At 64.0% G+C, this 14,257-nt stretch carries 12 protein-coding genes and 2 pseudogenes; 4 read left to right on the top strand and 10 right to left on the bottom strand.

Annotation, left to right across the window (positions count from 1 at the left end; all coding sequences use genetic code 11):
- Nucleotides 1-7: 7 nt before the first annotated feature.
- Nucleotides 8-1,318 carry an MFS transporter gene (locus OKW39_RS35400; RefSeq protein WP_429564757.1) on the top strand — a complete coding sequence of 437 codons (1,311 nt, stop codon included), beginning with the start codon at nt 8-10 and terminating at the stop codon, nt 1,316-1,318.
- Between the two features lie 81 nt (nt 1,319-1,399).
- Here OKW39_RS35400 and OKW39_RS35395 read toward each other — a convergent pair whose 3' ends face one another.
- The 3 genes and pseudogenes from OKW39_RS35395 to OKW39_RS35385 all read right to left on the bottom strand — a co-directional run bounded on the left by OKW39_RS35395 (nt 1,400) and on the right by OKW39_RS35385 (nt 3,906).
- Nucleotides 1,400-2,005 (bottom strand): hypothetical protein, encoded by a 606-nt coding sequence (locus OKW39_RS35395; protein WP_187614296.1) that lies wholly within the window; start codon nt 2,003-2,005, stop codon nt 1,400-1,402.
- A 405-nt stretch (nt 2,006-2,410) separates the two neighbouring features.
- A pseudogene (locus OKW39_RS35390) lies at nt 2,411-2,878 on the bottom strand (hypothetical protein).
- The gene (locus tag OKW39_RS35385) at nt 2,875-3,906 is read right to left on the bottom strand and encodes a helix-turn-helix domain-containing protein (protein ID WP_429564756.1); all 1,032 of its coding nucleotides are present in this window, start codon (nt 3,904-3,906) and stop codon (nt 2,875-2,877) included. The pseudogene OKW39_RS35390 and the gene OKW39_RS35385 overlap by 4 nt, the downstream one beginning before the upstream one ends.
- A gap of 224 nt (nt 3,907-4,130) precedes the next feature.
- On the opposite strand from OKW39_RS35385, the gene OKW39_RS35380 reads away from it, so the two are divergent.
- On the top strand, nt 4,131-6,398 hold the full coding sequence (locus OKW39_RS35380) for a beta-glucosidase (RefSeq protein WP_429565481.1): 2,268 nt from the start codon (nt 4,131-4,133) through the stop codon (nt 6,396-6,398).
- Between the two features lie 96 nt (nt 6,399-6,494).
- Here the strand turns inward: OKW39_RS35380 and OKW39_RS35375 are convergent, their stop codons facing one another.
- Both OKW39_RS35375 and OKW39_RS35370 read right to left on the bottom strand, forming a co-directional pair.
- A complete protein-coding gene (locus OKW39_RS35375; protein ID WP_429564755.1) occupies nt 6,495-6,899 on the bottom strand; it encodes a DUF3224 domain-containing protein in 405 nt (134 codons plus the stop codon).
- 83 nt (nt 6,900-6,982) lie between these two features.
- A complete protein-coding gene (locus OKW39_RS35370) occupies nt 6,983-7,933 on the bottom strand; it encodes a LysR family transcriptional regulator (protein WP_429564754.1) in 951 nt (316 codons plus the stop codon).
- Between the two features lie 82 nt (nt 7,934-8,015).
- Between OKW39_RS35370 and OKW39_RS35365 the strand changes: the two genes are divergently transcribed.
- Nucleotides 8,016-8,735 carry an SDR family oxidoreductase gene (locus tag OKW39_RS35365; protein WP_090808012.1) on the top strand — a complete coding sequence of 240 codons (720 nt, stop codon included), beginning with the start codon at nt 8,016-8,018 and terminating at the stop codon, nt 8,733-8,735.
- Between the two features lie 23 nt (nt 8,736-8,758).
- On the opposite strand, the gene OKW39_RS35360 is transcribed toward OKW39_RS35365, so the two are convergent.
- From OKW39_RS35360 to OKW39_RS35350, 3 genes are all read right to left on the bottom strand, one after another.
- Nucleotides 8,759-10,168, bottom strand: coding sequence for a DHA2 family efflux MFS transporter permease subunit (locus OKW39_RS35360; protein WP_429564753.1), 1,410 nt, complete (start codon nt 10,166-10,168; stop codon nt 8,759-8,761).
- A 55-nt stretch (nt 10,169-10,223) separates the two neighbouring features.
- Entirely contained in the window at nt 10,224-11,486 is a 1,263-nt protein-coding gene (locus tag OKW39_RS35355) for a multidrug effflux MFS transporter (RefSeq protein ID WP_429564752.1), read from the bottom strand.
- Between the two features lie 186 nt (nt 11,487-11,672).
- Nucleotides 11,673-11,846: a hypothetical protein gene (locus tag OKW39_RS35350; protein WP_018423952.1), complete on the bottom strand. Its 174-nt coding sequence runs from the start codon at nt 11,844-11,846 to the stop codon at nt 11,673-11,675.
- Between the two features lie 75 nt (nt 11,847-11,921).
- Here OKW39_RS35350 and OKW39_RS35345 point away from each other — a divergent pair.
- Nucleotides 11,922-12,710: pseudogene (locus tag OKW39_RS35345) on the top strand (LysR substrate-binding domain-containing protein); the annotation flags it as partial.
- A 131-nt stretch (nt 12,711-12,841) separates the two neighbouring features.
- Here the strand turns inward: OKW39_RS35345 and OKW39_RS35340 are convergent.
- Nucleotides 12,842-13,612, bottom strand: a complete 771-nt coding sequence (locus OKW39_RS35340) for an amino acid ABC transporter ATP-binding protein (RefSeq protein ID WP_090808004.1) — start codon at nt 13,610-13,612, stop codon at nt 12,842-12,844.
- A complete protein-coding gene (locus tag OKW39_RS35335) occupies nt 13,609-14,208 on the bottom strand; it encodes an amino acid ABC transporter permease (RefSeq protein ID WP_429564751.1) in 600 nt (199 codons plus the stop codon). The genes OKW39_RS35340 and OKW39_RS35335 overlap by 4 nt, the downstream gene beginning before the upstream one ends.
- Nucleotides 14,209-14,257: the final 49 nt, after the last annotated feature.

The raw sequence follows: 14,257 nt of genomic DNA, 5'->3' as shown, positions 1-14,257 counted from the left end.
GGAGACAATGACTTCGGAACTCGAAAGCCGGGTGTCCCGCAAGCTGATGCTGCGGATCATCCCGTTCGTCATGCTGTTGTACTTCGTGAGCTTTCTCGATCGCGTGAATGTGGGCTTCGCCGCATTGTCGATGAACAAGGCGATCGGTCTTTCGCCGACCGCGTTCGGCCTCGGCGGCGGGCTCTTTTTCATCGGCTATTTTCTGTTCGAAGTGCCGTCGAACCTGATCCTGCACAAGGTCGGCGCGCGGCGCTGGATTGCTCGCGTGATGGTGTCGTGGGGGCTCGTGTCGCTCGCGTCGGCGTTCGTCGTCGGGCCGAACAGTTTCTACGCGCTGCGCTTCATTCTCGGCGTCGCGGAAGCGGGCTTCTTTCCCGGCGTCATCCTGTATTTGAGCCTGTGGTTTCCGGCGCGGCAGCGTGCGGTCGCGGCGGCATGGTTCATGGCCGCCGCGCCGATCTCGACTGCGATCGGCTCGCCGATTTCCGGCGCGGTCATGAAACTGCCGCCGATTGCCGGACTCGTCGACTGGCAAATGCTCTACCTACTCGAAGCATTGCCCGCGATTATCCTCGGCTTCTGCGTGCTCAGGTATCTGACCGACAAGCCCGCGCAAGCCGAGTGGCTGCAGCCCGAAGAGCGCGACTGGCTGATCGCGAGGCTGAAGCTCGAAGCCGACGCGCGGCACGCGCATGCGGGCCACACGGCCGGCGCGCTCAGCGCGTTGCGCGATCCGCGCGTGCTAGCGCTCGCGCTGATCTACTTCGGCACCTCGGCGGGACTTTATACGCTCGGCTTGTGGGCGCCGCTGATCATCCGCCAATACGGTTTCGGCACGTTCGAAACCGGGCTGCTCGCCGGCGTGCCGAGCGTGCTGGCGGTGATCGCGATGGTGCTATGGGCGAAGCACTCGGATCGCACCGACGAACGTACGTGGCACGTCGTGATTCCGTGCGCGCTTGCGTGCATCGGCTTCGTGTTCGCCGGTAATGCGACCACCGCGTTGATGATCGTGCTTGCGCTCGTCGTCGTGAACGTCGGAATCAGCGCCGCGAAGGCGCCGCTGTGGGCGATGCCGAGCATGTTCCTGTCGGGCGCCGGGGCGGCGGCGGGCATTGCCATGATCAACTCGATCGGCAATCTCGGCGGCTTCGTCGGGCCGTTTGCGATCGGCTGGCTCAAGCACGTCACGGGCGGCTATACGGCAGGGCTTTATGTGGTCGGGGCGACGTTGGCGCTGTCGGCGGTCGTGACGCTGATGTTGAGCCGGCAGACGAAGCATGCCCCGGTCGCAGTGGGCGAACGGCCGGGGCATTGAGCGAAGCACCGATGAAGCGAGCGCGCCGCCGGTTGAAAAGCCGGCGGCAACCGCGAATTCATCCGATACGTCAGTCCCCCACTACCGGAAGCCGTAGACCAGAACCTTCTTCCCTTCGAACGCCTCCTGCACACCTTGCACGCAATCCATCGGGCAGCTGTAGCCGTCGGGGGCCGACGCGGCCGACGGGATGCTCGCCCGATAGACGACGGATTCGACCTGCGTGCCGTCCGAAGTGACCACGATGTTCAGGTCGGTCACGACGCCGGCTGGCACGGGTCCTCCGGCGGTATAGACAACCGACATGGTGCCGGTGCAATCGGAGTTCACCGAATAAGTGCCTGTCTGCGCCGGATTGAAGGTTATCTGTCCACCTTTCGGCACGCCGTTGATGCTCCCGAAATCGGTGCGGGTAAATTTGCCGTTGCCGTCGAATGTCACGAGAGCGACGTCATCGAGGATCGACTGGGTGGCGAACGGATGCAGCACGTTGCTCGAATCCAGCAACCCAAGGATCACGCCGTGACCGATGAACCCATAGGGTCCTTTTAGCGTTGCGTTCGAGCAAAGACCGCCGCCACCGCCGCGGCCCCGGTCGCCGTCATCACCACCGGCCTGCGCGGTGCCACTCAGCGACAGAAGTGCAACGGCTACAGCCGACCAAATGCTCAATTGGCGGGTCTTCATCTTCATCTCCTTGTCAGCGAATCAGGCGCGTGAAATCGCGCCGTGCAAGGGGCCTATCGGCTGCCGGATCAGGCGCCTGATTCAATCAAGCGAAAATAGTCGATGTGAAATGGCCGCAGCGATACCTGGTCGCCGTCGTGTGAGGGACCAGGGGCGGGCCAAAGTGGTGAATGGCGAAACGCTTTCACCAAGCAGTCGTATTTCGCCCGGTGTCGGCGGATACGTGCGGAAGGGATGCACGAAAGTCCGCGCAATGGTGACTTCGTGGGTCAGCCACGCCTGAAAGTCGCATAGCGAAAACCAGTGTAATCGATGCTACTTGCGGCGACCTGATGAATATCGGACAAAAGGAAGGCACATTCAGATCGCGCGCTGCGAGTCGTCGCGCTGTCTTTCGGGAGCCCCTCACCGAACCTTGTCCTCGGAGTACGCTCGCACCCGTCGACGCCGCACCACCATCAACAAACAAACCCCACTTGCCGCCACGATATTCACCGCCGGATAAAACGCCACGGCCAACTCCATTTCGGCAGCGCAAGAATCGCGAGCGCGTATTTAAAAACACAGAGCGCAAAGTACAAAAGACTCTCACTCCACGGATCACGAATAGTCTTGCGAACCGTCGGCGAGAGGCCGACGAGTTCGATCAGCGTCACAAGACAGATGGACAACGTCGGATCATTGGTGAGTGTCCAGAGCGGAATGGCCGACAGCCGCGATCGCCGTGACGACCGACCAGATCAGCCACGTGAACAGATGAGGGCGTACGGTGCCGCGCCAGATCGCAAGTCCATAAGGCAGAAACGCGACCAAGGATACGATCGATCCCATGACACCGAACAGTCGAGTCATGTCCTGATCGATGCTCATCATGGGACGATCAACACCCGGCATCGCCCCCGATACCGCGCCGGCGGCGCCCCACATGCACGCGTAAAAAACCGCGTAAACGCCGTCGTCGAGGCAAAGCCGACCCGTTCGCTAATCTCGCTGATCGACATCGGCGTATGCGCGAGCAGCGTGCGTGCTTCGTCGATACGCATTTGCATCAGCACCTCGCTGAAGGTTTTGCACTCCGCCGCGAGCTTGCGTTGCAAGGTCCAGCGCGTCAGCGACAGCCGCTCGCAGACGATCGTCTGCAGGCTCTTCGGCTCGATCGCATCCGCGTGCTCGCGCAGCACGTCACGCAGACATCGCTCGACCGTCGGAGAAAAGCGGCCCTGCTCGCGAATCCGCTGCAAGATTCCATGCGCGGCATGCATGTGAATCTTCGCGAGCGGCGCGTTGTAGACCTCGAACGCGCGATCCAGCGCGGACGACTGCAACACCATCCGATTGCGAGCCTGATCGAGTTGAACGCGCACGCCCAACGTCCCGCTCAGCGCCGCGATCGCACCGAGCCGCGCATCGGTGATACCCGCGTCGCGCACGCGCAGTCGCACGTCGTAGAGCTTTGCCACACCCGCTATCAGCGCGAAGTTGCCGAGCGCGCTCGATGCGTTGCGCCCTTCGCCTTCCGTCACGTATTCGAATGCGACTTCGTCGCCGTGCTCCTGCATGACGAGCCAGTCGACATTACCGATCAGGTCACGATACGTGACGTAATTGCGCAATGCATCGCGCAGCGTCGGGCTATTGCAGAGCACGCCCGCAAGCTCGGGGAAATACAGCAGACCATCGAACACGTCGCCCTCCGGCGCGCCGCGCATCAGGCAGCTTTCCGCAAGCTGGAGCATTGCGACGTGCTTGTCGCCCGGCACTCGCGCATCGGCCGCGGCGATGTCGGCCTCGTCGATGCCGATATCGTGGGCCACTTTGCTGCGATCGAGGCCCTCGCGCTCCGCCGCGTCGAGCAATCCTCGATAGATGCGCGCTGAAACGGACTTCTGACGCAAATCCACTTTGCCTCCTCCGGTCGAAACCTGTCTGCGGGTTTTCCTGACTCTTCATCGGTCAAGTGCTGCACCTATCGGTCAAGCGCGTTTCGGGCGCATCCCTAGAATTTCTTTCGGCGCATTACCACGAGCGCTTAGCGTAGCAGGACGCGTCGCGTGCCGGTAGCGCGTCGATACAACGTTACGCAATGCAAATCACATGACCGACAACGACAACACGGAGCGAGATGATGAGAAGGAAGCTGACGATACCCTTTGCCGCAAGCGCCATCGCCTGCGGTGTCGCGCTGGTACTCGCCGCCTGCGGCAATGGCAGCAACATCAGTGACCCGCCGTTGCCGTCCGATCCCGATGCGCGCGCCGATGCGCGTGCCGCCGCGCTCGTCCAGAAGATGACGACCGCCGAAAAGATTCAGCTCGTGCACGGCGTGGGCATCCCCAACGCGGGACTCGGCGGTCCGTATCCGGCCGGCGTCAACGGAGCCGGCTATATTCCCGGCATCGCGCGGCTCGGCATTCCGGGCCTTGCAATGGCCGATTCGGCCGGCGGCGTCAATGTCGTCAACTCGAACGCGACGGCGCTGCCCGCGCCGGTGGCGCTCGCGGCAAGCTGGGACCCCACGCTGGCGAACCAATACGGCGCGCGTATCGCGACCGAGCTGCGCGTGCTCGGTTATGGCGAAGGTCTCGGCGGTGGCGTCAATCTCGCGCGCGAACCACGCAATGGCCGCACCTTCGAGTACATGGGCGAAGATCCGGTACTGACCGGCACGCTGAGCGCCGCGCGCACGATCGGCACGCAGGCGCAGAACGTCATCGCGACGATCAAGCACTACGCGATGAACGATCAGGAAACGAACCGCATGACCAGCAACTCGGTCGTCGACGAACGCACGATGCGCGAAACCGAACTGCTCGCGTTCGAGCTCGGCGTCACGCAGGGAACGCCCGGCAACGTGATGTGTTCGTACAACCTGGTGAACGGCGTGTATGCGTGCGAAAACCCGTATCTGCTGACCACCGTGCTGAAGAACGAGTGGGGCTTCAAGGGCGTGGTGCAGTCGGACTGGACCGCCACGCACAGTACGGTCGCCTCGGCATTGGCCGGCCTCGATGAAGAAGAGCCCGGCGATCTCGGCGGCGGAGCGTCGATTCCGGGCTTTACGCTGACGTCGTATTTCAACACCGCGCTGACGAGCGCGGTCAACGCCGGCAGCGTGCCGATGTCGCGACTCAACGACATGGTTCAGCGCAAGCTTCGCACGATGATTCGCTATGGCGTCTTCGATTCGCCGCCCGCCACCGGCGGCAGCGTCGATCAAACCGCGGGCAATGCGCTCGCGCTGCAGGTCGCGCAACAATCGTCGGTATTGCTGAAGAACGCGGTGGCGAGCGGCGATTCGCAGCCGGTGCTGCCGTTGAACGCGGCGGGGCTGTCGTCGATCGTGGTGATCGGCGCTCACGCGGATGCGGGCGTGCTGTCGGGCGGCGGCTCGGGCGCGGTGCCGGCGGCCGCGGGCAACGCGGTGTCCGGTTGCGTGTCGCCGTCGCCGCTGTTGAGCACCTGCGCGACGTGGTACAAGTCGGCACCGCTGGCCGCGATCCAGGCGAAGGCGCCGAGCGCGAGCGTGACCTTCGTCGACGGCACGAACGCGGCGGCAGCGGCGACCGCCGCCGCGAAGGCGGACGTGGCGATCGTGTTCGCGACGCAATGGGAAAGCGAGGGCGCGGATCTGCCGAGCCTGAGCCTGCCGAGCAATACGACTGACAGCTATAACCAGAGCTACGATCAGAACGCGCTGATCAGCGCGGTCGCCGCGCAAGCGAAGCGCGTGATCGTCGTGCTCGAGAACGGCAGCCCGGTCCTGATGCCGTGGCTATCCAACGTGCACGGCGTGCTCGAAGCGTGGTATCCGGGCGTGCAGGGCGGTCAGGCGATTGCCGATCTGCTGTTCGGCGCCGTGAACCCGTCCGGCAAATTGCCGATCACGTTCCCGATGCAGGACGCGGATCTTCCGCAACCGACGATCTCGGCCACCGATACCACCGTTACCTACAGCGAAGGACTCTTCATGGGTTATCGCTGGTATGACGGCAAGCAGATCGCGCCGCTGTTCCCGTTCGGTTATGGGCTGTCCTACACGAGCTACAGCTACTCGGGCCTCAACGCGCAAGTGGATGCGAGTGGCAACGTGAAGGTGAACTTTACCGTCAAGAATACGGGCTCGCGCGCGGGCGCGGAAATCGCCGAAGTTTATGCCGCGTTGCCGAGCGGTCTGGGCGAACCGCCGAAGCGTCTGGTCGGCTGGCAAAAGGTCGCGCTGCAGGCGGGGCAGTCGCAGCAGGTCAGCGTATCGATTGCGCCGAAGCTGCTGTCGACGTGGGACGCGACCAACCACGTGTGGAAGCTCAACGGCGGCGTCTATCAGATGATCGCGGGGGCTTCTTCGCGCGATCCGAATGCGTTGACGGCGTCGGTGACGATCGCGGGGCATTGAGCGCTGAGGTTTTGAACTGGAAAGCCGGGTAGCCGGGTAGCCGGGTAGCCGGGTACGGGGTCGAGCGCCGTATCCCGCCGGCACGCGTTCGGCATGTCAGTCGCCGGGCAGACGATAAGCGAACTCGTACGAATGCGCGCCGTCGACGATGTCGATCCTGAACTCGCCTTCAATGCCGCTCAGCTTGCCGGTGCCTGAATCCGGCACGACCGTCACCGCCAGCGCCGCTGCGCCGCGATTCATCACGCCGATATGCTGCAGCACGAACGTGCCCTGCTTGCCCGCCAGCGTGCCAGTGACCTGTTCGAGCGCGACATAGCCGGCCGAGCCTTTGACGTTCGTCATCGCGCTCAGCATTTGCCCTTGGGTGGTCGCGGCGAGATCGCCGGAGATCTGCTTGTCGATCGACATGCGGCCGAGCTTCGATTCGGCCTCCGCGTTTTCAAACGGCATCGGTTGAAGGGAGACGATGAAGGTGCCTTTTGCGAGGTGGTGAGTCATCGGAATTTCCTCCTGGCTTGAACGGGCGACGGCGAAGCGGCGAAACGAAACGTGACGCTTGCGAACCGTAGCACACGTCGCTGTCAGGGCGCTGCACGCGCAGTGCCGTCGCTCGTGCCGAACGCGTCCGCGAACTCGCGCTTCAACCACGCGAGCGCCGGGTCCTGGTCGTGCGCCGCGGCCCACATCAGCGAAACCTCGTAGCCCGGCACCTCGAATGGCAGCGGACTCAGCGCGAGACCGAGCGTATCGCGCCAGACGCGGCCGATGAACTCCGGCACCGTCGCGATCGCCGCCGTGCGTTGCACGATGAACGGACTGGTCGCGAAGTTCGAGCTCGAAAACACGACGTCGCGCTTCAGTCCCTGCATCTCGAGTCGTTCATCGATGAAGCCGCGCAGCTCGGCGCTGAACGAAGTCAGCACATGACGGTGGCGCAGAAACTCGTCCATCGACAAATGCTTGCGGCGCGTCCTGACGAGCTGGGGGTTGTAGATGCTCACGAAGCGCCATGAAAACAGCGGCGTGAATCGCTGCCACGGCACGCATTCGCGGAATACGCCGACCGCGAGTTCGATCGCGCCATCGTCGAGCATCGCGGCGGCGCGCGTCGAATCTGTGGAGCGCGCGATCAGCTTCACGCCGGGTGCGGTGTCGGCGAGGCGCGCGATGATCTCGGGCATCAGCAGCAGTTCGAGCGAATCGCTGAGGCCGATGCGGAACACCCGCTGCGCGCGGGCCGGATCGAAGACGGATGGCTGCGTGAGCGCCTGATGCAGCGATTGCAGGAACGGCTCGATCTGCCGCGCGAGTTCGAGCGCGCGCGGCGTCGGCGTCATGCCTTGCGGCGTGCGCACGAACAACTCGTCGCCGAACGTCTCGCGCAAGCGCTTGAGCGCGCCGCTGACGGCCGGTTGCCCAAGAAACAGCCGCTGCGCGGCCCGCGTGACGCTGCGCTCTTCCAGCAGCGCGCGGAAGGTCAGCAGCAGGTTCAGGTCGAAGCGCCGAAAATCATTTTCAATGATGTTGGCCATGACATTAAACGATTTGAGTGATGGGCTCGCACCGCGCATTCTACTGCCACGGGGTCTCCCGTTCACACTCAGGAGCAATGACATGGACTGGCAAAATCAGAAGGTCGTGGTGCTAGGTGGCTCGTCGGGCATTGGGCTCGCGCTGGTGAAGCGGCTCGTGGCGGCTGGCGCGAGCGTCGTCGCGGTGGGGCGCGACCGCGCCAAACTGGACGATGCGCTGCTTGGCATCGGTGGACAGGTGACGAGCGAGGCGCTCGATTGCGCCGATCGGGCGGCGCTCGGACACTTCTTCGGCGGCCTCGGCCGGATCGATCATCTGGTGATGACGCTGTCGGGCGGTGAAGGCGCGGGGCCGTTTGCTGAACTGGATCTGGCCGCGCTGCGGCGTGGCTTCGAGGCCAAGTTCTGGCCGCAGCTCGAAGCCGCGCAGACCGCGCTACCCACGCTGCGTCGCGACGGCAGCCTGACGTTTCTGACCGCGATTTCGGCGCGCATCGCGAATCCGGGCACGGCGGGTCTGGGTGCGATCAACGGCGCGCTCGAAAGCATGATCGGCACGCTGGCGCGCGAGCTTGCGCCGCTGCGCGTGAACGCGGTGTCGCCGGGTGTGATCGATACGCCGTGGTGGGACAGATTTCCCGCGAGCGTGAAGAGTGAGCTGTTTCGGCAGCAAAGCGAAACGCTACCGGTGCGGCGCGTCGGGCAGGCCGACGATGTCGCGCACGCGCTGCAGTTTCTGCTGGAGAACACGTTTATGACGGGGGCGGTGATCGAGTGTGATGGCGGCTTGCGGCTACTGTGAAGTACGGGCGCGGGAATCCGTGGTCAGGCGTTCTTCGCCCGCTGAACGCGAACCGGCAGAAACATCGCCGCCGCGAAGCACAACAAATGCAGCCCGGCCAGCAGCACGAACGTCGGCAGAAAGCGGCCGGGCTGTGCACCCGAAACACCGTGCAACGTCGACGCTATCACCATCGAAAGCAGCGTCGTCGCGAACGGACCGCCCACTCTCTGCGCGATGTTCAACGCAGTATTCGCAACCGCGAGCCTTTCTCTCCCGATCGACGAATACGCGGCCGAGATCGACGGCACGCTGATCGTCCCTTGACCGACGCCCGCAAAGAACAGACCGACCGCGGCCCATCCGGCGGAGAACGAATCAACGCTCAGCCACAGAAACACGAGCGTGCTCAGAAACGCCAGCAATGCGCCGCCCGCCGCGAGCGCGCGGCAGCCGAGCCGCTCGGTCAACCATCCGAGCAGCGGAAACGAGCACATCATGCCGACGCCGGTTGCCGCGAGCAGGCCGCCCGCGTGCGTGGCCGACAAACCGCAGCCCGCGATCAGAAAAAGCGGCACGGCGAGCTGCCGTCCATACATGATCGCGTTCGCGAAGAACTGGGCGAGTGCGGCGACCGAGAACGTACGTGTCGCAAACATGCGCACGTCGATCAGCGCGGTGTGGCCTTTGCGCGCCGCGTACAGCGCGAAGCCGGCGAGAAACGCGACGCCCGCGAGCAGACACGCCAAGCCCACCGCTCGCGACGCGTCCTGAAGTCCATAGACAAGCGCGACGAGCCCAGGGGAGATCAACGCAAAGCCGGTGAAATCGAACGGTCGCTTCTGCGACCCGGCGGCATCGCGCGGCAGCAGCAACACCGCCATCGCGACGCCGAAAGCGCCCACCGGAACATTGATGAAGAACAGCCAGGGCCAGCTCGCGTGCGCGAGCACGAGGCCGGCCAGCACCGGGCCGAGAATCGGACCGAGCAGAATGGGTAGCGCGGTGTAGCCCATCACCCGCTCGAGGTTCTTGCCGGCCACGCGTCCGATCATCATTTGTGCCATCGGCCCGAGCACACCGGCAACGAGGCCCTGGAAGATGCGCGCGCCGATCAGCTCGCCGATCGTCTGCGCCGCACCGCACAGCATCGACGCTATCGTGAACGTCGAAAAGCAGAACAGGTACAGCCGCTTCGCGCCGATGCGGTCGACCAGCCAGCCGTTGAGCGGCAACATCAACGCCGTCGCGAGCAGGTAGCCGCTGACGATCCACTGCGCGGTAGCGATCGACGCATCGAGCGTATGGCCGATCGCCGACAGCGACACGTTGACCAGCGTCGAGTCCATCTGCGACATGAACGAGCCGATCGACACGACCGCCGCGACTTTCCACACGGTCGGATCGATCCGCGTGGAAGCGGATGCGCAGGCGCGCTCGCGCATGCCGCTCATCGGTCCGCGCGTGTACAGATGAAGGTCTGGCGTTCGGTCGAGCTCATGTGCCGGCTCACGCTGCCTTGCCGCTCGCGCTCGCCGCGGCCGCAGGCTGTACCTGCTCGAGATGGCGCAGCAGCTTCGTCACCATCACGACGACGACGAACGCGAGGACCACGAAGAACAGCGCGAGCGGCGTGAGCACCTGCACCGACACGAAGCCGGCCAACCCCATCATCGCCGATGAAACCAGCAGCAGCGCGCAGCCGAGAATCGCGCTCGTCAGACCCGCGATGTGCGGGAACAGCGAGTTGCCCTTCGCCATCAGTGTCGGATACATCGCGCCGGCGCAGAAGCCCATCACGAGCACAGGCGTCGCGAGCGTCCACACGCGCAGACCGACCGTCAGCGCGAGCAGCAGCATCGCAAGCGACGCGGCCGCCATCAGCCGTGCGCCGATGCGCAGCCGCTGCTCGGCGCTCGGCAGGCCCGGACCGTGCAGGCGATTCGACAGACCGCCAAGAAAGTACATCATGCCGATGCCGAGCGCGAGGTAGCCGAAGAAGGTCGGCGGCTTGTGCAGCGTGGTCTGCACCATGAACGGCCCGACGATGTTGAACACCAGCAGGATGCTGTAGCACAGGCCCTGCGCGAGGAAGCAGCTCTGGAACACGGGGCTCGCGAGCACCTTGCGCGCGTTCGCGGTCAGCGTGCGCGGTTCGAGATGGACGGGCTTCGGCAAGGTCTCGCGATAACGCCACAGCAGCGCCCACATCACCAGCGAATAGATCAGCAGAAATACGAGGCACGCGCGCCAGCCGAACGCGGTCTGCAGATGCGCGCCGATCACCGGCGCGACGATCGGCGCGAGCCCCCACGCGATCGACATGTACGTGAACGCATGCAGCAAGGCCTGACCCGCGAACGAATCGGTGATGATCGCTTTCGCCAGCAGGTTCGTGCTCGCGATGCCGAAGCCCTGCAGTGCGCGGGCGAGGATGAACGTCTCGAGATTGGGCGCCGCGAGCGACAGCAGGCAGCCGACCGTGTAGACCGTCAGACCGAACGCGAGCACGCGCTTGCGGCCATACGCGTCGGCGATCGGACCGAAGATCAGCTGACCGAACGCGCAGGCGGCCATGTAGCCGGTGACGCTGGTCTGGATCGCTTGCGGCGAGGTGCCGAAGTAGCGCGCCATCGCGGGCAGCGCGGGCACGTAGATGTCGATGGCGAGCTGTCCGGCGGACGCGAACAGGCAGATCAGGAATAGCAGGAAGCGCGGCGAGTTCGGGGCGGAGTCGGCGGAAGCGGGGTGGTCGGCGGTGGCGTGGCTCATGGGTGCATCGAAAGGGAACACTGGCGGCGCGGGCATCGATGCGTTCGGATATCGAACGGAAAAGGCGCGAATGCCCCCGGCATTATCGCCGGGTATTGTGCCCGTGGTATGGCAGGAAGTGGGATAGTCCCTGGCGGGGTGTGGAATGGCGCGGCCGACGAGCGCGCTATCCCGCCGCAACGAGGCTCATTTCGCGCAGTCCTCGATCGACCGCAGCAACGCGCCCTGGTCTGCCGGGTCCTGGAAGAACGCGACGAAGCTCGCATGCTCGTCGTTTGCGATGCGGCCGGAGCAGTCCTTGCCTTTGAGCGGGGGGCGAGACGCCGTCCAGATCATCGCCATCACGGCGAAAGCCAGCACGACGCCTGTAAAGACGAGCCCGAGCAGTAAGGACCTGGCGTTGTCCGATATTGCGTCTAGCCGATGCGAAGCCGCCCGCGGCTCGCAATGCATATCGCGGATCTCGAGAGCCGCGTCGGCGCGCCGCTGTTGTCGCGCAAACGCGGTCAGGTGCGGGCCTCGGCGATCGGCGAGACGCTGGTGGCCTATGCGCGTCAGATGCTGGCCAATGCCGAGCAGGCACTGGAGGACGTGCGGCGACAGGTGGAAGGGCTCGGCGGACGGGTTCGGCTCGGCGCTTCCACCGCGGCCATCGCGAATCTGCTGCCGCAGGCGTTGGAACGACTGGCCGCCGGGCATCCCGGCATCGATGTGCAAATCGCCGTGCTGACTTCGCAGGAAACGCTGACGCGACTCGCCCAGAAGTCGCTCGACGTGGGCGTCGTGGCGCTGCCGCAAGCGCCGCTACGAGGGCTATCGATCGAAACATGGCGCCGCGATCCGGTGGTCGCGTTCATGCCGGCCGGGTGGACGTGTCCAGCTCGCATCACGCCGCAATGGATCGCCGCGAAGCCGCTGATTCTGAACGACGCGACCACACGGCTTTCGCGTTTGACGACGGAATGGTTCAGCGCGGCGGGGCAGCACCCCACGCCGCGCATCCAGCTCAACTACTCGGATGCGATCAAGCGTCTCGTCGCAGCGGGATACGGCGCCGCGCTGCTGCCGCAGGAACCGAGCCGCTCGTCGGCCGACGCGCGCATCGTCACACGGGCGCTGCGCCCTGCGTTATGGCGACAGCTGGGCCTGGCCTTTCGCGCGGGTCCCGTGGAGCGTCCGACTCAGCATGTGCTCGACGTATTGCGGAGTTTGCGGTTGAGCTAGCGGGCTGTGTTACGTCGCCGACGCTTTCCGCCTCTCCTGCTCCTCGCGATAAAGCACGAACTCTTCCGCCAACGCTTTTGCAACGGAAGCCCTACGCGTGATTCAAGGCGGTGTCGCGGCGTGCTCAATACTCAGGTCTCGATCAGATGCAGAAACTGCCTTACCCGTGGACTGCTGCCTTCACCAAAGAAGGCTTGCGGTGTCGTGTCTTCGGCAACCACGCCGCCGTCCATAAAAACAACCCGATCCGCTACATCTCGCGCAAACCGCACTTCGTGCGTGACGATCAGCATCGTCATGCCCGCTTTGGCAACGTCGCGCATGACGGTCAGGACATCCTCCCGCAGCGCTGGATCGAGAGCAGACGTGGGCTCGTCGAAGAAGATGACCTCTGGATCCATCGCGAGCGCCCGCGCGATCGCTACGCGCTGCTTCTGACCGCCGGACAGCCGTGCCGGATATTCGTTGGCTTTTGCGGCCAGCCCAACCTGTGTCAGCAGGTGAATTGCGCGCTCCGACGCTTGCGCACGAGGGACACCCTTGACGCTGACCGGACCTTCCATCACGTTTTCCAGTGCTGTCCTGTGCGGAAAGAGGTTGAACGACTGGAACACCATCGCGGTGCGCTGGCGGATCGCGCGGATCTTCTTCTGATTCTGGCGTGACGGTTTTGACAAACCGTTGCATTCGACATCAATGCCGCATACTGTCACGCTGCCGGCATCCGGTACCTCGAGGAAGTTCAGCGAGCGCAGCAGCGTGGTCTTGCCCGACCCGGAGGGACCCATTACAACGACAACCTCGCCTTTCGATACGCTGAAATCGACGCCGCGCAAGACATGGTTGTCGCCAAATGCCTTCGAAAGTCCACGGACTTCAATCGTCCTGATATCAGTATTCATACAAAACGCCTCGAAATGCGATTCTCGAGGACGGTCTGGACGATCGTGAGAATCTGGTTGATGCCCCAGTAGATCAGGCCGACCATCAGGAACATTTCCATGTAGCGGAAGGTGGAGGCGCCGACCTGGTCGGCGACGCGGGTCAGTTCTACCACCGTAATTGTCGAAGCGAGGGATGTATCTTTGATGAGTGCAATCATGCGGCTGCCGACAGGCGGAATGGCGATGCGTAGTCCTTGGGGAAGAATAACCCGCGACATGGCTTTCCAGTAACCCATGCCCAGCGACATCGCAGCTTCCCACTGGCCCTTGTCCACCGCGTTGATGCCGGAACGGAAGTTCTCGCTCAGATACGCGGCCGAAAACAGCGTGAGCGCGAGGAGCGCGGCGGGAACCGGGTCAAGTGTCAGACCGTACCGGGGCAAACCGAAATAGATCAGCAGTATCTGCACGAGCAGCGGCGTACCACGGAAGATGGATACATATGCGAATGCGAAGGCGCGTAGTGCGCCTATGCTGGAGATACGAGCCAAGGCGACAAGCAACCCTAGCGTCGAACCGAGCACAAACGACAACAAACCGAGAAAGAGTGTCATCAGCACCGCACTCTTTAACAGCGGAAGGCGAGCGCATGAAAAGCTCGAT

Origin of the sequence: Paraburkholderia sp. MM6662-R1, assembly GCF_050436245.1 — a bacterium.
Classification (GTDB): domain Bacteria; phylum Pseudomonadota; class Gammaproteobacteria; order Burkholderiales; family Burkholderiaceae; genus Paraburkholderia; species Paraburkholderia tuberum.
Note: the sequence above shows the minus strand (reverse complement) of the source record. Positions and strands in the feature narration are given on the sequence as shown.

What these genes read in the sequence shown, in the direction of transcription:
- OKW39_RS35400 (WP_429564757.1), top strand. Translation starts at nt 8, where the DNA reads ATGACTTCGGAACTCGAAAGCCGGGTGTCCCGCAAGCTGATGCTGCGG.
- OKW39_RS35395 (WP_187614296.1), bottom strand. Translation starts at nt 2,005, where the DNA reads ATGAAGACCCGCCAATTGAGCATTTGGTCGGCTGTAGCCGTTGCACTT.
- OKW39_RS35380 (WP_429565481.1), top strand. Translation starts at nt 4,131, where the DNA reads ATGAGAAGGAAGCTGACGATACCCTTTGCCGCAAGCGCCATCGCCTGC.
- OKW39_RS35375 (WP_429564755.1), bottom strand. Translation starts at nt 6,899, where the DNA reads ATGACTCACCACCTCGCAAAAGGCACCTTCATCGTCTCCCTTCAACCG.
- OKW39_RS35370 (WP_429564754.1), bottom strand. Translation starts at nt 7,933, where the DNA reads ATGGCCAACATCATTGAAAATGATTTTCGGCGCTTCGACCTGAACCTG.
- OKW39_RS35365 (WP_090808012.1), top strand. Translation starts at nt 8,016, where the DNA reads ATGGACTGGCAAAATCAGAAGGTCGTGGTGCTAGGTGGCTCGTCGGGC.
- OKW39_RS35360 (WP_429564753.1), bottom strand. Translation starts at nt 10,168, where the DNA reads ATGAGCGGCATGCGCGAGCGCGCCTGCGCATCCGCTTCCACGCGGATC.
- OKW39_RS35355 (WP_429564752.1), bottom strand. Translation starts at nt 11,486, where the DNA reads ATGAGCCACGCCACCGCCGACCACCCCGCTTCCGCCGACTCCGCCCCG.
- OKW39_RS35340 (WP_090808004.1), bottom strand. Translation starts at nt 13,612, where the DNA reads ATGAATACTGATATCAGGACGATTGAAGTCCGTGGACTTTCGAAGGCA.
- OKW39_RS35335 (WP_429564751.1), bottom strand. Translation starts at nt 14,208, where the DNA reads ATGACACTCTTTCTCGGTTTGTTGTCGTTTGTGCTCGGTTCGACGCTA.